Genomic DNA, 18,996 nt, shown 5'->3' with positions numbered 1-18,996 from the left:
GCATCAATTATGATGCGGCTTTTTTGTATCAGTTAAGTTTAAACTTTAAAAGTTAACAGCATATCGTTAACTTTGCGTGAACCTTCAACAAGCCCCGCTGCATCTTTAGCCACGTTGAAGCTAAGCTTTAAGTTCTCTTCGCTGTGTCCTTTAATGCTTTCTACATTTTCGCGTATATCGGTGCTGACAACTTGTTGTTCCTCAGCAGCCGTCGATATCTCAGTGGCAAGGCCTGATATTTCATCAATTTGCGCGAAGATGCTCGCAAGCTCAGTTTGAGTGTGAGCAGTCGTATCAACACAACTATCTGCTTGCGCTTTAGTTGATTGCATCACTTTAGACCAGCTAAATAACGTATCTTGGATCTCTTTAATTGAGCTGTGTATTTGTGCTGTTGCATTTTGAGTACGTGAAGAAAGTGCGCGTACTTCATCTGCTACAACCGCAAAACCTCGGCCATGCTCACCGGCACGTGCTGCTTCAATTGCTGCATTCAGCGCTAATAAGTTTGTTTGTTCAGCAATGCCTTCAATCTCACTCATTACTTGGCCTATTTTGTCTGCTTCACTAGCAAGAGAGTTAGCGGTAGTGGCTGCTTGCTCTACTTGGTTAGCGAGATCAGACACCATGCTGCTATTATCTTCAATATGCAGTTTGATATCGTTACAGCTTTGGTAAGTGGTTTTAACCTTATCAGCAGTGTGATGAGTATTTGCTGAAATTTCGCCAATAGTTGCACTCATTTGTGTCATTGCCGTAGCAATATCACTTAAACGTTGGCCTTGTGCAGCAATACCTTGCTCGGTTAGTGACGATTGGTTATCTAAGTTGGTAGCAATGTCTTTGAAGGAGTAAGTAGAGTCTTTAACACGACCCAATACAGTTCTAAGCTTAGCGAACAGCATTTGCTGATTATAGGCAGCAATACTGAAAGGGTGTGAACCGCAATAGACGTAGCGTGAGACCGAATCAAATTCTGCACGTTGCTGCTTTAAATGGCTTGGTGTAACAACCAGTTCGTCATAATTTAAAGCAAAAAGTAGTGCTATAAGGACACATGCGGTTAAAGCAACCATCCATGAAGCGGCCACAGCTAAACCAACAATACCTGCAAGCAATAAAATCGCAGACATTATTTGTCTAAGTGAAATATTCTCACGAAATGATGTGATTGATTTACCGCCATTTATTTTAGTGTACAGTGCCATCGCACGGGTTTTTAATTGCTCAGATGGCTTGGTACGCACTGATTGATAGCCAACTAGCTGACCATGTTCATAAATAGGCGTAACGAACGCATCGACCCAATAGTAGCGGCCATCTTTACAGAGGTTTTTTACCATGCCACGCCAAGAGTGGCCCTCTTTAAGTTTTTCCCACATCTCTTTAAATGCCGCTTTAGGCATATCTGGGTGGCGTACAATATTATGATTTTTTCCGAGAAGCTCTTCTTCGGTGTAACCTGCTATAGTACAAAACTCCTTATTTACGTATGTGATTACACCGCGTAAATCTGTGGTAGAGACAAGCTCTTGATTATCTGAGTATGTCACTTCTTGATTGACGATTTCTTGCCCACGACGCATATGAGTCCTCGAAATATACTTTTTTATGGTGTGCGGATTATAGTCTCAGAAAAATGTAAGGGAAGGGGGGACATAGTGTTAACTGTGAAACTTTTAATAATTTCATCTTCCCTTTGATCTAAAACAATATCTTGCCTGAAATATTATGTTTAGCCTCATTCTTTTATATTAGTTAAAAGACCTAATATCCTCAAGGAAAAAGCCTAAATTGTATTTTTAACCGTTTAAGCAACAATGAAGTGCCACCAAAGCAATTGTATATTGTGACTCACAATGGCAAGATTGAGCTTCGAGTGTATAGGTAAATAATGAAACTGATATTTCTGACTTGAGTAATTGTTTTTTGCCCCCATACACTTAGGATTACAGCCACGCGGCTCGAGGAAGCATTTTTGATAAAACATGATTTAAATAAAACGCTAGAAGCGTTAACGGCACAATTTCCTAACGCAATTAATGGGATTCAACGTGGTATCGAGCGAGAAGCATTAAGGATTAAACCAAGTGGTGTTATCTCACAGCAAGGTCATCCACAAGGCGTTGGTAGCGCTTTAACGAATGATCATGTCACCACTGATTTTTCAGAATCACTTTTAGAATTTATCACGCCGGTTAGTACATCTGCAGAGCAAACACTCGCGCAGCTAAAAGACTTGCAAAAGTTCACCTTATCGCAGATGGACGATGAGCTGTTATGGCCGATCAGTATGCCATGCTTTATTGAACATCAAGATGACATTGTACTCGCACAGTTTGGTGACTCAAACATTGGCCGCATGAAAACACTTTACCGTGAAGGCTTAAAGAACCGTTATGGCAGCATGATGCAGGCCATTGCCGGTGTGCATTTCAATATCTCTTTCCCTGAGAGCTTATGGCAAAGCCTGTATAGCTTAAACGGCAACCAAGGTACATTAGCTGACTCTATTTCGAATGGCTATTTAGGGCTTATTCGTAACTTTAAGCGTGAGCTTTGGTTGATCAGCTTTTTATTTGGTGCATCACCAGCATTATGTAGTTCATTCTTACAAGGGCGCGAAACTGATTTACCATTCAAAAAGCTAGGTAAAGGCACCCTTTATTTAGAAGTGGGCACAGCGCTGCGTTTGGGTAACCTTGGCTATACTAATAGTGCGCAATCGTCTTTACGTGTTATGTATAACTCACTAGAAGAATATGTAGCGGGTTTAAAAGAAGCAATTCATACACCATCGGATATCTATGGTCATATTGATGATTACACGAGTGCGGAGCCAAAGCAGTTAAATAAAAATATTCTACAAATCGAAAACGAGTTTTACTCGCCAATTCGTCCTAAGCGTAATGCAGCCTCTGGCGAAACACCGACAGATGCATTACTTCGCGGCGGTATAGAATACATCGAGGTACGTGCGCTTGATGTTAACCCGTTTAGTGAAACGGGTATCGATTTACAGCAAATTCGTTTCTTAGACGTATTCTTAACTTATTGCTTATTGAATGACTCGCCAGAAATGGATTGGCAAGAGCAAAAATTAAGCACTACTAACCTTGATGCGGTTGTCAATGAAGGTCGAGACCCAGAGCTAATGCTCAACAAGCAGGGTGAGATGGTGCGTCTAACTGATTGGGCCGAGACAATTTTTACTCAGCTATCTGAGGTTGCCCGTTACATGGATAATGCATATGGCGTGAGTTATTACAGCGAAACCATAGCTGAGCTTGCAACTTGGGTGAACAATCCAAGTAAAACTTTCTCTGGCAAATATGTTAGTGCGCTGGCAAAAGAGAACCAAGATAATGGTCATTTCGCTTTATCACTTGCACAGCAGTACAAGCAAAGCCACCTTGATGCTGATTATCAATTTTATGATCAAGCATTTTTGGCAAAGCAAGCGACTGACTCTGTACTTAAAGAGCGTGAAGTTAAAGCGGCAGACTGTGTATCTTTCACTGCATTTTTAGATGACTATTTTGCTAAAGCTTAGTATGGTGAAGGCATAAAAAAACGCAGCCTAGGGAGGCTGCGTCAAAGATTCTTCAGGGATGAAACAATGCTATACTACTGCATTCATAAGTTCAGACTGACCTGATGAGAAAAAGTTCAGCGAGATCCATAAAAAAATGAAAAAAAGTATAATTATTTTATCGCTGGCCGCATCTTTGGCTGGTTGTGCAACGGCTCCTCCTGAGCAACCTCATGATATATGTAAGATTTTTGAAGAAAAACCTGACTGGTATTACGATGCTCGTGATGCACAAGAAAAATGGGGTTCACCAAAGCATGTACTAATGAGCATGATGTATCAAGAAAGCTCATTTCGTCATGATGCAGCGCCGCCAATGGAATATTTCTTGTGGGTAATTCCAATCGGACGTGCTAGCTCTGCATATGGCTACTCACAAGCAAAAACCCCAACATGGTCAGATTACATTCGTGAAACAGGTAACAGCGGTGCAGACAGAGATGACTTTGATGATGCTATCGACTTTATGGCTTGGTTCGTTTACAAAACTCATAAAGTAAATGGTATATCGAAATGGGACGCCTACGCGCAGTACCTAAATTACCACGAAGGGTGGGGCGGCTATAAGCGAGGTACTTATAAAAGTAAAAAATGGCTAATGAGCGTTGCTAATAAAGTTAAACATCGAGCTAGCCGCTATGGCGCACAACTTAAAAAGTGTGAAGCCGATTTAGACAAAAACTGGTTTGAACGCTTATTTAGTTAATGCATAAATAGAAAGCCCGCATCAATTAGCGGGCTTTTTGTTAGCTATTTACCAGGGAACTGGTGAATGTGAACATCCCTTTGCGGGAATGGAATAGTGATATCAGCGGCGTCAAAGGCAATTTTAACGCGTTCGTATAAGCCAAAATACACTGGCCAGTAGTTATCAGACTCAACCCATGCCCATACCAACATGCCAATATGGCTTTCACCGTGCTGACTAACATGAACCGATGGTTTTTTATCTTCTATATCTTTTAGTATCAAATCATAGTCATTAAGCACGCTCATAAGCACATCACGGGCTTTATGAACATTATCGCCATAACTAATGCCAAATTCGATAGCTACGCGGTGTGTTGGCTCTGAAAACTTATTCTTAACGCAACCATTTGATAGCGTGCCATTTGGGATAATGATTTTTTCATTGTCGTAAGTGAGTAAAACCGTGACAAAAATTTGTATCTCAACAACTGTACCCATGTAGCCTTGTGCTTCGATTACATCGCCTACTTTAAAGGGCTTAAAGAACAGAATAAGCACGCCACCTGCAAAGTTAGCAAGGCTACCTTGAAGTGCCATGCCCACCGCAAGGCCAGCAGCACCTAGCATTGCGATAAATGACGTGGTTTCTATACCAATCATAGAAGCAACAGATATCAGCAACAGTACTTTTAAAATGACCGAGATAAAGGAGACTAAAAAGTGTGTAAGACCAACTTCAAACTTGACCTTGTTCATTGATTTTTCGGCCATATTGGCAATTCTACCAATTAACCACCAACCTATGATCAAGACCAGTATTGCGAGGATAAACTTTGGCCCGTAAAGCATCAGTAATTCGATAGCTTGGTTATAGATTTTTTCGATTGATATTTCGTCCATTATTTTCCCTTTTATATCAAAATATGCAAAAGAAAATAATAGTAGAGGAATTCGTGTTTGGTTGTACGGGATAGCTTATAAAATGTGAATCTTCAGAGGTAATTCACCTATAAGTAACAAAAAAGGAGCAGCAAGCAACTCCTTTTGTTTAGGTGATGTAGAAAATTATTCTGTGCGTTTACTTGGAATAACTTTAACTAACTTAACCATATTTTCTTTTATCTCGATAACTTCAATAGGGTAGCCGGCAATACGCAAACTTAGGTTTGAGTCTGGGATGTCCTCTAAGTATTCAACAATTAAACCACTTAGCGTTTTCGGGCCATCAATCGGTAGCTCCCAACCCATTTCTTTATTTAAATCACGAATATTGGCACCGCCATCAACAAGTACTGAGCCATCATCTTGCTCTGTTACTTCTTCACTCGGTGTACGCGTTTGCGTTGTAGTGAAATCACCCACCACTTCTTCAAGAATATCTTCAAGTGTTACTAGACCTTGAATATCACCATACTCATCAACAACTAAGCCAATACGCTCTTTTGATTGCTGGAACTTAAGTAGTTGCGTGTTCAGTGATGTGCCTTCAGGAATAAAGTAGATTTCACGTACCGCACGCAGTAGTGATGGTTTATCAAACTGCTCTTTCGTTAATAGACGCAGTGCATCACGTGAGTGAATAAAGCCAACAGCATCATCAATTTGGTCACGATACAACAGTACACGGGTGTGCTGTGCATGAGTAAGTTGGCGGCTGATAAGCTTCCAATCATCATTGATATCAATAGCAACAATTTCGTTGCGTGGGATCATGATATCTTCAACAGTGACTTGCTCTAAATCTAAAATTGAAGTCAGCATGCTTTGGTGGCGAGCAGGTAATAGTGCACCTGATTCGTTCACCACAGTTTTTAATTCTTCTTTACTTAAGCTGTGCTCTTCAATTTGTGCTGTGGTAATACCAAACAAGCGTAACATGCCGTTGGTCATCCAGTTTACGATAACCACAAACGGGAAAAGGATTTTCAATAGGCCTTTGAGCACAATTGAGCTTGGAAAAGCAACCTTCTCTGGGTATAGCGCAGCAAGTGTTTTTGGCGTTACTTCGGCAAAGATTAAAACAACCAGCGTTAGCGCACCGGTTGCAATAGCGATACCGAGATCACCATACAAACGAATACCAATAATCGTTGCAACCTGTGCTGCAGCGATATTTACAAGGTTATTACCAATTAAGATCAGACCAATGAGCCTGTCAGGGCGACTTAATAGTTTGCTGACGCGCTTCGCTGCACGGTGCTCTTCTTTTGCAAGATGACGCAGGCGAATACGGTTGATTGACATAATTCCAGTTTCAGAACCAGAAAAATAAGCAGAAATAAGTATCAATAATCCCAATATTATAAACAGGGTACTAGTCGATATGTCGTCCAAGGATGGATCCTTTTTTTATAAATCAGTGCATATTAAGCTAGAGACAGCATGCTGAGTCAAGTTAAAACTTATTTAGAACCACTTCTTGGATGAAACGGCTGCCAAAATAAGCAAGTGACAAGATAAAAGCGGCTATCATGATCGAAAATACCACAGGCTTACCACGCCAGCCTTGGCGTAAGTGACCTACAGTGACCACAGTGAAAATTAGCCAAGCAATTAACGATAAAACCGTTTTGTGGATAAACTCACTGGCAAACATTCCCTCTAAGAAGATGAACCCAGAAAGGAGAGCAAAAGTCAGTAAGATAGTACCCAGCGTGAGTAATTGATATAGCTGACGTTCAACCACCATTAAAGGAGGGAGGTGGCTGTGAACAATTGCCAAGTCTTTGCGTTTTAGGCGTTTATCAATAAAGTAGAACTGTACAGCATAGAGTGTTGAGATTATCAAAACACAATAGGCTAGCAGTGATAACGATATGTGAGTAACTAAACCAAGTTCAACATCGATTGATTGCAAAATCACATGATGCGGTATAAACAAGCTGGCAAGGGTCAGTAAGGCTGCAAAACCATAAACAACTGGCAGCAATAAAGTTGCGGGGAATTTGAGAGACACAGCAGTTACCGACACCACAATGACCCAACAGGTTAATAAGGCAACGTTGACGATACTTAAATCTTGGCCGTCAGCACGAAAAACTGAATTAACCAGTAATAGCATATGAGCAAGGATAGCCACAGTGCTAAGAATGACTGTGAGTTTTTGGCTTGGACCTTGTTTGTGAAAAAGGCGTGATAGCACATGTGACGTTGCTAACACATAAAACAAACTAGCAATAATAGTTAAACTAATAATCATCGTGTTTTGGCCACTTAATTTATATCGATAAATCCTTGTCTCTTTGATGCCATTGTATTTTATAGCAAGGCAAAAGCATAGAGTTTGTAAAAAGAAACTCAAACTGCACACTTGAACACTGTATTGTCGACCACCATTTACGGTATACTGCTATGAATTAAATTTTAATATTGCCTGTATTGTCGCCAAACTTGTTTGATTTATGTACATTGCAGGTGCAACACGTTTTATCGGAACCTTTACATGTTTGAGAATCTCCAAGAACGCTTAGGTAAAACCTTAAAAAATATCAGTGGCCGCGGACGCCTAACTGAAGACAATATAAAAGATACATTACGCGAAGTCCGCATGGCATTTTTGGAAGCGGACGTTGCCTTACCTGTTGTTCGTGAGTTCGTTAAGCAAGTTAAAGAACGCGCCGTAGGTGTTGAAGTAACAAAAAGCTTAAGCCCAGGCCAAGTCTTTATTAAGATTGTTCGTGAAGAACTTGAAAAAGCCATGGGTGAAGCTAACGAAGAGCTAAGCCTTAATGCACAGCCGCCAGCGGTCGTGATGATGGCGGGTTTACAAGGTGCTGGTAAAACGACCAGTGTTGGTAAACTAGCTAAATTCTTAAAAGAGCGTAAAAAGAAATCTGTATTAGTTGTGAGTGCCGACGTTTACCGTCCGGCAGCAATCAAACAGCTTGAAACACTGGCTGATGAAGTGGGTGTTGAGTTCTTCCCAAGTGACATTTCACAAAAGCCTGTTGATATCGCAAACAATGCGATTTCGCACGCGAAGAAGAAATTCATTGATGTGGTATTAGTTGATACCGCGGGTCGTTTACACGTCGATAACGACATGATGGACGAGATCAAAGCACTTCACAGTGCGATTAACCCAATCGAAACCTTATTCGTTGTTGATGCGATGACAGGCCAAGATGCGGCAAACACTGCAAAAGCATTTGATGAGGCGCTTCCTTTAAGTGGTGTGATCTTAACTAAGACCGATGGTGATGCCCGTGGTGGTGCTGCATTATCGATTCGTCATATTACCGGTAAGCCAATTAAGTTTATGGGTGTGGGTGAGCGCACTGATGCTCTTGAACCATTCCACCCTGACCGTATTGCTTCTCGTATCCTAGGTATGGGTGATGTACTTTCATTAATCGAAGAAGTCGAAATGAAAGTAGATAAAGAGAAAGCTGCTAAAGTTGCCGAAAAAGTATTTAAAGGTGATGGTTTCACATTAGATGATTTTGCTGAGCAACTTCGTCAGATGAAGAATATGGGCGGTATGATGTCGATGCTTGATAAGCTGCCAGGCATGCAAAACCTACCAGACGCTGTAAAAGGCCAGATGGGTGATAAAACTTTCGTACAAATGGAAGCTATCATCAACTCTATGACGCCAAAAGAGCGTGCTCGCCCAGAAATCATCAAAGGCTCGCGTAAAAAACGTATTGCTGCAGGCTCTGGCACTCAGGTGCAAGAAATCAACAAACTGCTTAAGCAATTTACGCAAATGCAGAAGATGATGAAGAAGATGAAAGGCAAAGGTGGCATGAAGAAAATGATGCGCGGCATGAAAGGCATGTTACCACCAGGTATGATGGGTGGCGGCCCTAAATTTTAATAGTGCTGTTTATTAAGTGTATAAAAAGGAGCATATAGCTCCTTTTTTTGTAGATAATTTATGCGTAGTTGTTAGCTGCATGTAAGATTTAAAGCCCAGATCAGTGTTTAATCAACTAAACTTACATTTTGCAGCAGTTCTTACTTGCAATGTTGCAAAAAACTCGTACAATTCCCCAGCTTCCCGTATTGGGGAGTAAATCTTATTAATGAAAACAGTCAATCTAATGTAGAGGACGGTATGGTAACTATTCGTTTGCAACGTGGTGGCGCTAAAAAACGCCCTTTCTATCAAATTGTGGTTGCGGATAGCCGTTTCTCGCGTGACGGTCGCTTCATCGAGAAAGTAGGTTTCTTTAACCCAATCGCTTCTGGTCAGGAAGAAAAAGTACGTTTAGATTTATCTCGTGTTGATCACTGGGTAGGTCAAGGCGCATCTCTTTCAGATCGCGTAGCTAAGTTAGTTAAAGACGCTCGTAAAGCGGCTTAATAGGCGTAAGAGTAACCATGAGTCAAGAGAACACCTCGTATATTACAGTAGGAAAGCTCGGTGCCCCGTATGGTATAAAGGGCTGGCTTAAGGTGCATTCATTTACTGATGATCCCGAAGGGATCTTCGATTTCAGCCCATGGTTGATAGGGCAACAAGGTAAATGGCAGACCTTAGAAGTGGTCGACTGGCGTCGCCACAACAAAGGCTTTATCGCTAAAGTTGCGCAAGTAAACGACCGAGACGAAGCAATGGCTTTAACCAATGCAGAAATCTCAGTAGATGCAGCGCAGCTACCAGAATTACCGCAAGGTGAATTCTATTGGCGAGATCTGATCGGCATGTCTGTTATAACTGATAAAGGTTATAACTTAGGCACTGTTGATGACCTAATGGAGACAGGGTCAAATGACGTTTTGGTTGTGAAAGCAAACAAAAAAGATGCATTTGGCCAAGCAGAGCGTTTAATTCCTTTCTTAACAGATTCTGTTATTAAAGAAGTTAAACATGATGCAAGAGAAATTACCGTAGACTGGGACCCAGGGTTTTAATGTCACAAACGAGTTCGCTATGGGTAGGGGTGATAAGCCTTTTCCCGGACATGTTTGATGCGATTACCACCCAAGGGGTAACAGGTCGCGCAGTTAAAAATGGTCTAATCGACTTTAACTGTTGGAACCCACGTGACTATGCTACTGATAAGCATAGAACTGTGGATGATCGTCCTTACGGGGGCGGTCCTGGCATGTTAATGATGGTTGAACCATTGAAACAAGCTATCCTTGACGCTAAAAAAGCGGCAGGTGATGGTGCAAAAGTAATTTATATGTCCCCGCAAGGGCGCAAATTAGATCAGCAAGGTGCAAGCGAGCTTGCACAATCAGAAAAGCTGATTTTAATTGCAGGTCGCTATGAAGGTATAGATGAGCGAATTATAGAATCATACGTTGACGAAGAATGGTCAATTGGTGATTTTATTTTAAGTGGTGGTGAGCTACCCGCGATGACGCTAATTGATGCAGTAGCACGATTAGTACCAGGGGTGTTAGGTCATAACCAGTCAGCTGAGCAGGATTCATTTTCGAATGGCTTGCTTGATTGTCCTCACTATACACGGCCAGAGACATTGGATGATAAACAGGTGCCTGCTGTATTACTCAGCGGAAACCACCAAGAAATCGCTAAGTGGCGCACAAAGCAATCACTTGGTAGAACTTGGCTTCGTCGTCCTGACTTGTTGCATAACCTAGCTCTGACTGAGGAGCAAGCGGCACTCCTTGCTGAATTTCAGCAAGAGTACCAACAAGCTTGTGGCTAGAAGACAGTTACACCTAGGAAAGTGAGAAATATAATGGCAAAAGTAAACCAAAATATTATTAAAGCGCTTGAAGAAGAGCAGCTTAAAACAGACGTACCAGCATTCGGCGCTGGTGATACAGTAGTTGTACAGGTACGTGTAAAAGAAGGTAACAAAGAGCGTCTACAGGCCTTTGAAGGTGTTGTAATCGCTAAGCGTAATCGTGGTCTTCACTCAGCATTCACAGTTCGTAAAATCTCGAGCGGTGAAGGTGTTGAGCGTGTATTCCAAACGCACAGCCCTCTTATCGATAGTATCTCAGTTAAACGTCGCGGTGCAGTTCGCCGTGCGAAACTTTACTATCTACGTGAGCGTTCTGGTAAATCTGCACGTATTAGAGAAAAACTTAACTAATACGCGCTGTTTTACAACGCAAAATAAAACGGGTTGCAGCCTTAGGTTGCAACCCGTTTTGGTTTTTATACCACAAAAAAATTTTCCTTCCCTGAGAAATACCGAAATACTCCCTTCTAAATTATCTGTTATCCCTTCATAAGCTATGCTACATGCACGTTAGGGCTTTGTGCTTTGGCTGTTATCCTGTTACTATAATTTGTATTACAAGCTTTACTTTTTTGTATATAAATATTTACGTTTATAGGGTTTGAGGTGTGGTAACGTGGTAACAGTGAATGATCTAGCTGATTTAAGAGCAGGAATAGATGAATGTGATGCGCAATTGGTGGCATTACTGGCAAAGCGTAATGGGATTACAGAAAAAATCGGCGCAATTAAGCAACAAATCGGTGCACCATTACATGCCCCAGATCGCGAGGCAGATTTACTCGCGGCACGTCGTCAAGAAGCAGTCGCACAAGGGGTTAACCCTGAATTAGTTGAGGACATCCTGCGTCGTATGATGCGTGAAGCTTATCAGAATCAGCAAGGTAGCCTTGCTTGCGTTGCGCCTCAGTTATCACCTATTGTAATTGTTGGTGGTGAAGGTGCCATGGGTCAGCTATTTGCTCAACAGTTTACTCGTTCAGGTTATGAAGTGCGTATTTTAGATAAAGCACAGCAAGCACAAAGTGAAACGATATTAAAAGGGGCAAAATTGGTTCTTGTCAGTGTGCCAATTAATGCACTTGAACAAGTTGTCGCAGCATTACCAACACTTGATGATGACTGTTTGCTGGTTGATATTACCTCAGTAAAGCAAAAACCTCTAAAAGCGCTTATGGCGGCACATAGCGGCCCTGTAGTTGGCTTACACCCGATGTTTGGCCCAGATATTTCGCACTGGGTAAAACAAACGGTTGTGGTGTGTGAAGGGCGAGATCATGAAGTGGCTAAAGGGTTAATGGCACAACTACAAGTTTGGGGCTGCCAAGTAGTTGAAATGGATGCTAAAAAACACGATGAAGCAATGCAGATCATTCAGGTTATGCGCCACTTAACAACCTTTGTATATGGCCAATTTCTTGCCAAGCAAAGCCATACACTTGCAGAGCTTCGCAGCTGCTCATCACCCATTTATCAATTAGAGTTAATGATGGTAGGGCGCTTATTTGCCCAATCGCCAGAACTTTACTCTGATATCATGTTAGCGCAATTCGACGATGTAGAAGCACTGCTTGCCAACTACCAAGATACTTTTGCAGACACGCTCGAAAAGCTAAAAGCTGGGGATAAAGCATCATTGATTGCCGCATTTGCTGATGCAAAAGAATACTTCTCTGATGCAACTGCACATTTCTTAACGCAAAGCCGCAGCTTACTTAATAAAGCAAACGACGCGAAAGTGCTTGATTAAACAGCTATTACCTAGCAAAAAGAGCTCTATCAAAAAAGCCCGCATCAAGCGGGCTTTTTAGTTGCAAATGTTTTGTTTTAAATAATCGTTTTAATGACCACCTAATGAGCCAGGTAACGCACCTGTGTGGTGGTTAATTAAGCCCCATTGATACAGCAAGTCAGTCATATCTGAAAGGCTGAATAAGGTCATGCTCAAGCCAACAATCGTCAACACTATGGTATAAGGTAGCGCCATGTATACCATGCGTCCATAAGATAGTCTTAACACAGGGGCTAATGTTGATGTAAGCAAGAACAAGAAGGCAGCTTGTCCATTAGGCGTTGCAACACTTGGTAAATTAGTACCTGTGTTAATTGCCACAGCTAATAGGTCAAATTGATCACGGGTAATTTGACCTGCCTGTAACGCAGCAGCCACTTCATTGATATACACAGTACCCACGAAAACGTTATCGCTGACCATCGAAAGAATACCGTTGGCAATGAAGAACATCACAAGTTGTAGCTGACCTTCAAAGGTAAGCACCCATGCGATCACAGGTGTAAATAAATGCTGGTCGATAATAACTGCAACAATAGAGAAGAATACGCAAAGTAATGCTGTGAATGGTAGGGCTTCTTCAAATGCTTTACCTAACTGGTGCTCTTCGATAATACCAGCACTGGCTGTGGCAAAAATAATGACAGACAAACCAATTAAACCAACAGTGGCTAAGTGAAGGGCTAAACCTATGATCAACCAAACAGCAATGAAAGCTTGAATCGCTAGGTTCACTTTGTCGCGTGTGGTGCGTTTTTTCTCAAGCTTTTTAGCATGATCAGATAAAATCGTGTGGATGGGGGCAGGGAGTTTTGCGCCGTAACCAAAGGCTTTAGTTTTTTCGAGCAAGAAAGTAGTGGCAATACCGGCAATCATAACGGGTAAAGTAATAGGCAACATTCGGAAGAAAAATTCGCCAAATAACCAGCCAGCACGCTCAGCAATGATCAAGTTCTGTGGCTCGCCTACCATGGTACAAACACCGCCTAAGGCAGTACCAATTGATGCATGCATTAATAAGTTACGAAGAAAAGCACGAAACTCTTCAAGCTCTTGACGGTTTACAGGGCGAACTTGGTTATCGTCATTAATATCATGCTCGCTGCTAGAGTCTTTTCCTGATGCAACCTTGTGGTAAATACTGTAAAAGCCCATCGCAACGGCAATAACCACCGCCATCACCGTTAACGCATCTAAGAAAGCAGATAAAAAAGCCGCAGCAATCGTGAACGACAGCGACAATACGGTTTTACTTCGCACCGAAACAACCAGCTTTGTGAAGATATACAAAAGCAAGTCTTTCATAAAATAGATGCCGGCAACCATAAAGATAAGTAACAGGATCACATCGATATTCTGTACTATTTCATGTTCAACTTGGCCGGCGGTTGTCATGCCGATAAATAAGGCCTCAATTGCTAATAAGCCTCCCGGTTGTAGCGGGTAACATTTAAGTGCCATGGCGAGTGTAAAAATAAACTCTAGCACTAATACCCATCCTGCCAGATAAGGGTTAAGTTGAAATAACACCGGGTTGATTAGTAAAAACGCAATAATGGTGTATTTATACCACTGTGGCGAAGTCCCCAAAAAATTTTTAAATACTGCTGGTAAAACGCGCTGCTGCATGGCCGTACCTTTTAATAGTGCTGGTTGTTATTGTTAATAATTAGAAATTCAGTATATCGAAAGTATTGTTATTTGGCGTACTTTTAATCCAAAAGGTCATTTATTTAACTAGATCTTGTAGATTTTTATGCACTGCGGAGTTAGTTTACTTGTTAGTTGCAGATCATCTGGTACAATCAGTGAGTTGAACACCAAATGCGGTAAAAGTAGTTGCTAACTCAAGTGGAAATTGGATGAGAATTTTTAAAGCGAAAAGCCCAGCAGGTTTTGCTGAAGAATACATTGTTGAATCTATTTGGAATGGTGACTTTCCGCCTGGCTCAATTCTTCCTGCTGAACGTGAATTGTCAGAGCTGATTGGTGTAACACGTACAACCTTACGTGAAGTACTTCAGCGTCTAGCTCGTGATGGCTGGCTAACGATTCAACACGGTAAACCTACACGTGTAAATAACTTCTGGGAAACCTCGGGTCTTAACATTCTAGAGACGCTAGCACGTCTTGATGAAGACAAAATGCCAGAGCTTACAGACCAATTACTTTCTGCTCGCACTAATATTAGCGCAATTTATACCCGTGCGGCTATTAAGCTTGCCCCAGAGCGTGTAATTGAAATTTTATCGCAAAGTGAAGAGCTTGAAGACAGTGCTCAAGCATTTGCTGATTACGATTATAAAGTTCACCATGAATTAGCAGTGGCGGGTAATAACCGCATTTACGTGCTTATCTTAAATGGTTTTAAAGGTTTCTACTCAAAAATTGGCTGCCATTACTTCTCTGATTCTCGTACCCGTGAATTAGCGCGTCAGTTTTATAAAGACCTAACAGAGCTTGCTGAGCGTCGTGAGCATGACGGTGCGATTTCTATGATGCGTAAATATGGTCATCAAACAGGTGAAATCTGGCAGCAAATCCGTGGTGATATGCCAGAAGATATCATGGACTAAGTGTCTGTATTGATATTCATTTAAGAACCCAGCTAAAAGCTGGGTTTTTTGTTCTGTCGGTCAATTTGCACACTAATATAGAGTTATCTCAAACCCCCGTTTATTGCGAATCAATTTTTCCGATTAAGCATATCGTTTTTTTCGATTGTTCATTTGTCTGTAACCTCATTAAACTATCTTGCAAATTATCAATACTTACTCTTGGTTTTTGATTTTTAGTAACCATATCTAAGTGAGTATTGCATAGGCAATTGGAAATAAACTCAAATATTTGGAGATAAAAATGGGTGTATTAGTTGGCCGTCAGGCACCAGACTTTACTGCAGCAGCTGTTCTTGGTAACGGTGAAATCGTTGAAAACTTCAACCTAAAAGAAACTATCAAAGGTAAAAAAGCAGTTATCTTCTTTTACCCGTTAGACTTCACTTTCGTTTGTCCTTCAGAGCTAATCGCTTTCGACAAGCGTTTTGAAGAATTCCAAAAGCGTGGCGTTGAAGTAATCGGTGTTTCTATCGATTCACAATTCTCACACAATGCATGGCGTAACACTGCCGTTGCTGACGGTGGTATTGGTCAAGTTAAATATGCACTAGTTGCAGACGTTAAACACGAAATCTGTCAAGCATACGACGTTGAGCACCCAGAAGCAGGTGTTGCTTTCCGTGGTTCTTTCCTAATCGACGAAGAAGGTAACGTACGTCACCAAGTAGTTAACGACCTTCCACTAGGCCGTAATATCGACGAAATGATCCGCATGGTTGACGCGCTAGCGTTCCACAGCGAGCACGGTGAAGTATGTCCAGCTGGTTGGACTGAAGGTAAAAAAGGTATGGACGCAAGCCCTGCAGGTGTTGCTAAATTCCTTTCTGAAAACGAAGGCGACCTATAATCTAGGCCTTAGTTAAAGAATTAAAAAACCCGCCAATTGGCGGGTTTTTGTTTTTAAGCTCAACGATATTAGTTAAAGCGCATTGTTAGCTTAGTATAGAAATAACGACCACGTGGGTTATGTACGCTTGATACATAGCCATATAAGTCGCCATCACCATCACCGATTGCAAACGGAGGATCTTCATCAAACACGTTATTCACACCCACAGAAAGTTTAATTTTCTCTGAGAAATTATACGCAGTTTGTAAATCTACTAGCGTTTGTGAATCAACCATACGTGATGTGTTGCTATCAAAGTCTAGATTACCGTCAAAGTCGATATCTGGCGTATCTTCAAACTCGCCAGTGTAACTAACGTTTACATTAGTATTGAAGTCACCCATTTCCCAGTTTGTTGAGAAAATCCAACGGTTTTCAGGGTAACGGTACTCGCCAGTGTAATCGCGGCCATCTTTCTTAAATTCGTTTTGGTAAGCCCATTCTAAATTGAATTTTAAGAAGCCATAATCGTTCATCGCATGCGTGTAGTTAGCCGATACATCGACACCTGATACTTCTTGTGATGAGACGTTTTCAAAGGTGCTGTAAACTTTTTGGATTACACCTAAACTCTGACCATTTTGTGGCGCTAAACGCACACACACAGTGCTGTTTTGGTCATTACAGTTGTTATCATAGATAGGGCCGAACTCTTGCTCGTCAATCTTATTATCTTGGGTAATGCTCCATACATCGATTCCAAAACCAAATTCAGCGGTTGGTGCCCAAATGAAACCCACATTCCATGACTCTGATTCTTCAGCTTCAAGGTTCGGGTTACCCGCAAATTGAATGTTGTAATCAAGCGCATTACAGTCAAGTCCCGTTGCCTGACAACGGTATGTATCTACAAAGAACTGACTCTCTTCCGATGGACCTAAACCAATTTGTGCCAATGAAGGTGCGCGGAAACCTTGAGCCCACGAACCACGAACAGTGATTGAATCAGTTGGTGCCCAGCGAACAGCTACTTTAGGGTTTGTTGTTGAGCCAAAATCGCTGTAGTCATCGTATCGACCCGCTAATTGCAGTTCTAGGTTATCTGCTAAAGGAATTGAAAACTCAATATAAGCTGCGTATTGGTCGCGTTCTGCAGCAGCTGATACAGACTCAGTACCAAAGATTAAACCACGTTGGAATTGGTCGTCCGGAATATCGCTCACATCTTCTTCACGGTATTCAATACCAGCAGCCATCATTACTACATCATCGCCAAAGCTAAATGCTTCGCCACTGATATTTGCATCAAATGAGGTCATATGAGACTCACCACGGCGCACTAAGCTTGTCGTGATACGGTCAATCACTGCTTGGTCATTATAGGTGCCGCCAAATGGATTATAGTTACCTGCATCGATTTCTTGTTGTAAGAAATCAGTGCGCACCCAACCTTGGCTTCTGTCACCGGTTTGCATTGATTTACTGCGACCTTTTTGAACTGCTGCTTCCCAGCTCCAGTCGCTGATCTCACCTTTTAGGCCCGCAACAAAACGCATTGTATCTGATTCAATATCCCATTGGCGAGGGCCGGCATCTACCGTTCTGTAGCGACCAATTTCGATATCTTGGCCAAACGGGTTGTTAGGATGGCTCGCTGGCACTGTAAGGCCTGCGTCTTCATCAAGAGGCGTTGGTGCACCTGCTGCTTGCGATGTATTATGTTGTACAGCTACTTCTAAGAAAGCTGAAATGCCATTGTCGAAGTTATATTCAAATTGTGAGATAGCACCGACACGCTCAGATGCTGGGGTTACATAACCAAATGGGCCGTAGTCAAATAAGCAACTGCCACTTGCCGTTGCATTTTCTGCCGGACAGGCCGGATCAATTGTTTTTTCACCATCTACATAAAAGTAACCCGGGAAGCCACGGGATGAGCGAAAATCCATACCACCGTATGGTTCTTGGTTTGCTGTACCTAGACGTCCCATTTCATCAGAAGAAAGTGCAGTGTTGTTAAAGTAATCAATAATAATTGATGCGCTGCTTTTTTCTGTACTGGTACCCCAAACTAGACTTGCTGTTTTTTCTTCGTAGTTAGGACCGTCAGTGCCACCATATCCAAGGTTTACTTCTAGGCCGTTAATATCTTTTTTTAAAATAATATTAACTACACCTGCAACTGCATCAGAACCATAAATAGCTGATGCGCCATCCTTTAAAATATCGATACGCTCAATCGCAGAGACAGGGATTGAGTTGATATCAACAAACGAATTAGTAATGCTTTCAGCAAAAGCGCTAATAGATACACGACGGCCATTAATAAGTACCAATGTTGCGTCTGAGCCTAAACCACGAAGGCTGACTGCTGCAGCACCATTAGCTGTAGAGTCTTGGTTATTACCGCGAGTAGAGAAAGTACCATTACCTGCAACTGGCATACGTTCTAATAGTTGTTGTAGGTTGTCGTAGCCCATGTTATCGATGTCTGCACGGCTGATTGATTGAACCGGTGATGGCCCTTCAATATCTGAGCGCTTAATGCGAGAACCTGTAACTTCAATACGCTCGACCTTTTCAGCTCCGTCTGACTCTGCAGCAGCTGACATAAAACTTGTGCCTGCTAATGCTGCAACTGTAAATGCATAGAGAGGTCGTTGTATAAAGCGATGGGTGATCTTCATATATTTCAATCCTTGTATAATTGTGAAAGTGTTGTGAATTAATCACGACAAAGATTGATATCATGTAAATGGTGGCGAATGAAATAGCAAAAAAGTATGGGTTTATTAAGGGGTTAAGTT

16 protein-coding genes are annotated in these 18,996 nt (G+C 41.8%); 10 read left to right on the top strand and 6 right to left on the bottom strand.

Annotated features, from left to right (window positions below):
• Positions 1 to 38 precede the first annotated feature (38 nt).
• The gene (locus HUS61_RS04560) at positions 39 to 1,586 is read right to left on the bottom strand and encodes a PAS domain-containing methyl-accepting chemotaxis protein (RefSeq protein WP_175082056.1); all 1,548 of its coding nucleotides are present in this window, start codon (positions 1,584 to 1,586) and stop codon (positions 39 to 41) included.
• 392 nt (positions 1,587 to 1,978) lie between these two features.
• Between HUS61_RS04560 and gshA the strand changes: the two genes are divergently transcribed.
• Both gshA and HUS61_RS04550 read left to right on the top strand, forming a co-directional pair.
• Positions 1,979 to 3,553, top strand: a complete 1,575-nt coding sequence (gene gshA, locus HUS61_RS04555) for a glutamate--cysteine ligase (protein ID WP_175082057.1) — start codon at positions 1,979 to 1,981, stop codon at positions 3,551 to 3,553.
• A 136-nt stretch (positions 3,554 to 3,689) separates the two neighbouring features.
• Positions 3,690 to 4,298, top strand: a complete 609-nt coding sequence (locus tag HUS61_RS04550; protein ID WP_054551741.1) for a hypothetical protein — start codon at positions 3,690 to 3,692, stop codon at positions 4,296 to 4,298.
• Positions 4,299 to 4,342: 44 nt separating this feature from the next.
• Here HUS61_RS04550 and HUS61_RS04545 read toward each other — a convergent pair whose 3' ends face one another.
• The 3 genes from HUS61_RS04545 to HUS61_RS04535 form a co-directional block, all read right to left on the bottom strand.
• Positions 4,343 to 5,182, bottom strand: coding sequence for a mechanosensitive ion channel family protein (locus HUS61_RS04545; RefSeq protein WP_054561892.1), 840 nt, complete (start codon positions 5,180 to 5,182; stop codon positions 4,343 to 4,345).
• Between the two features lie 165 nt (positions 5,183 to 5,347).
• Complete coding sequence (locus HUS61_RS04540; RefSeq protein ID WP_175082058.1) at positions 5,348 to 6,616, bottom strand: HlyC/CorC family transporter; 1,269 nt, start codon at positions 6,614 to 6,616, stop codon at positions 5,348 to 5,350.
• 61 nt (positions 6,617 to 6,677) lie between these two features.
• On the bottom strand, positions 6,678 to 7,481 hold the full coding sequence (locus HUS61_RS04535; RefSeq protein ID WP_054551738.1) for an inner membrane protein YpjD: 804 nt from the start codon (positions 7,479 to 7,481) through the stop codon (positions 6,678 to 6,680).
• 243 nt (positions 7,482 to 7,724) lie between these two features.
• Here HUS61_RS04535 and ffh point away from each other — a divergent pair, with 243 nt between their 5' ends.
• From ffh to tyrA, 6 genes are all read left to right on the top strand, one after another.
• Complete coding sequence (gene ffh / locus HUS61_RS04530) at positions 7,725 to 9,101, top strand: signal recognition particle protein (protein WP_054551737.1); 1,377 nt, start codon at positions 7,725 to 7,727, stop codon at positions 9,099 to 9,101.
• A 240-nt stretch (positions 9,102 to 9,341) separates the two neighbouring features.
• The gene (gene rpsP, locus HUS61_RS04525; protein ID WP_054551736.1) at positions 9,342 to 9,590 is read left to right on the top strand and encodes a 30S ribosomal protein S16; all 249 of its coding nucleotides are present in this window, start codon (positions 9,342 to 9,344) and stop codon (positions 9,588 to 9,590) included.
• Between the two features lie 17 nt (positions 9,591 to 9,607).
• Positions 9,608 to 10,141 (top strand): ribosome maturation factor RimM, encoded by a 534-nt coding sequence (gene rimM, locus HUS61_RS04520; protein ID WP_054551735.1) that lies wholly within the window; start codon positions 9,608 to 9,610, stop codon positions 10,139 to 10,141.
• The gene (gene trmD, locus HUS61_RS04515) at positions 10,141 to 10,908 is read left to right on the top strand and encodes a tRNA (guanosine(37)-N1)-methyltransferase TrmD (RefSeq protein ID WP_054551734.1); all 768 of its coding nucleotides are present in this window, start codon (positions 10,141 to 10,143) and stop codon (positions 10,906 to 10,908) included. Before rimM ends, trmD begins: the two co-directional genes overlap by 1 nt.
• A 33-nt stretch (positions 10,909 to 10,941) precedes the next feature.
• Complete coding sequence (gene rplS / locus HUS61_RS04510) at positions 10,942 to 11,301, top strand: 50S ribosomal protein L19 (protein WP_054551733.1); 360 nt, start codon at positions 10,942 to 10,944, stop codon at positions 11,299 to 11,301.
• A 265-nt stretch (positions 11,302 to 11,566) separates the two neighbouring features.
• A complete protein-coding gene (gene tyrA / locus HUS61_RS04505) occupies positions 11,567 to 12,700 on the top strand; it encodes a bifunctional chorismate mutase/prephenate dehydrogenase (protein ID WP_062564297.1) in 1,134 nt (377 codons plus the stop codon).
• 90 nt (positions 12,701 to 12,790) lie between these two features.
• On the opposite strand, the gene nhaB is transcribed toward tyrA, so the two are convergent.
• Positions 12,791 to 14,371 carry a sodium/proton antiporter NhaB gene (gene nhaB / locus HUS61_RS04500; protein ID WP_175082059.1) on the bottom strand — a complete coding sequence of 527 codons (1,581 nt, stop codon included), beginning with the start codon at positions 14,369 to 14,371 and terminating at the stop codon, positions 12,791 to 12,793.
• A gap of 233 nt (positions 14,372 to 14,604) precedes the next feature.
• Here nhaB and fadR point away from each other — a divergent pair, with 233 nt between their 5' ends.
• Positions 14,605 to 15,318, top strand: a complete 714-nt coding sequence (gene fadR, locus HUS61_RS04495; protein ID WP_054561887.1) for a fatty acid metabolism transcriptional regulator FadR — start codon at positions 14,605 to 14,607, stop codon at positions 15,316 to 15,318.
• A 283-nt stretch (positions 15,319 to 15,601) separates the two neighbouring features.
• Positions 15,602 to 16,207, top strand: coding sequence for a peroxiredoxin C (locus HUS61_RS04490; RefSeq protein ID WP_054561886.1), 606 nt, complete (start codon positions 15,602 to 15,604; stop codon positions 16,205 to 16,207).
• A 68-nt stretch (positions 16,208 to 16,275) separates the two neighbouring features.
• Here the strand turns inward: HUS61_RS04490 and HUS61_RS04485 are convergent, their stop codons facing one another.
• Positions 16,276 to 18,801 carry a TonB-dependent receptor gene (locus HUS61_RS04485; RefSeq protein WP_258535976.1) on the bottom strand — a complete coding sequence of 842 codons (2,526 nt, stop codon included), beginning with the start codon at positions 18,799 to 18,801 and terminating at the stop codon, positions 16,276 to 16,278.
• Between the last annotated feature and the right edge of the window lie 195 nt (positions 18,802 to 18,996).

The organism is Pseudoalteromonas sp. 0802 (genome assembly GCF_013350085.1).
Taxonomy (GTDB): Bacteria; Pseudomonadota; Gammaproteobacteria; order Enterobacterales; family Alteromonadaceae; genus Pseudoalteromonas.
This window is presented reverse-complemented; position numbering and strand designations above follow the sequence as displayed.

Excerpts from the sequence above, each read along its gene's own strand:
- rpsP (WP_054551736.1), top strand. The coding sequence starts at position 9,342 with ATGGTAACTATTCGTTTGCAACGTGGTGGCGCTAAAAAACGCCCTTTC.
- HUS61_RS04490 (WP_054561886.1), top strand. The coding sequence starts at position 15,602 with ATGGGTGTATTAGTTGGCCGTCAGGCACCAGACTTTACTGCAGCAGCT.
- trmD (WP_054551734.1), top strand. The coding sequence starts at position 10,141 with ATGTCACAAACGAGTTCGCTATGGGTAGGGGTGATAAGCCTTTTCCCG.
- HUS61_RS04535 (WP_054551738.1), bottom strand. The coding sequence starts at position 7,481 with ATGATTATTAGTTTAACTATTATTGCTAGTTTGTTTTATGTGTTAGCA.
- HUS61_RS04560 (WP_175082056.1), bottom strand. The coding sequence starts at position 1,586 with ATGCGTCGTGGGCAAGAAATCGTCAATCAAGAAGTGACATACTCAGAT.
- rimM (WP_054551735.1), top strand. The coding sequence starts at position 9,608 with ATGAGTCAAGAGAACACCTCGTATATTACAGTAGGAAAGCTCGGTGCC.
- HUS61_RS04545 (WP_054561892.1), bottom strand. The coding sequence starts at position 5,182 with ATGGACGAAATATCAATCGAAAAAATCTATAACCAAGCTATCGAATTA.
- fadR (WP_054561887.1), top strand. The coding sequence starts at position 14,605 with ATGAGAATTTTTAAAGCGAAAAGCCCAGCAGGTTTTGCTGAAGAATAC.
- rplS (WP_054551733.1), top strand. The coding sequence starts at position 10,942 with ATGGCAAAAGTAAACCAAAATATTATTAAAGCGCTTGAAGAAGAGCAG.
- HUS61_RS04485 (WP_258535976.1), bottom strand. The coding sequence starts at position 18,801 with ATGTCAGCTGCTGCAGAGTCAGACGGAGCTGAAAAGGTCGAGCGTATT.
- HUS61_RS04550 (WP_054551741.1), top strand. The coding sequence starts at position 3,690 with ATGAAAAAAAGTATAATTATTTTATCGCTGGCCGCATCTTTGGCTGGT.
- ffh (WP_054551737.1), top strand. The coding sequence starts at position 7,725 with ATGTTTGAGAATCTCCAAGAACGCTTAGGTAAAACCTTAAAAAATATC.
- nhaB (WP_175082059.1), bottom strand. The coding sequence starts at position 14,371 with ATGCAGCAGCGCGTTTTACCAGCAGTATTTAAAAATTTTTTGGGGACT.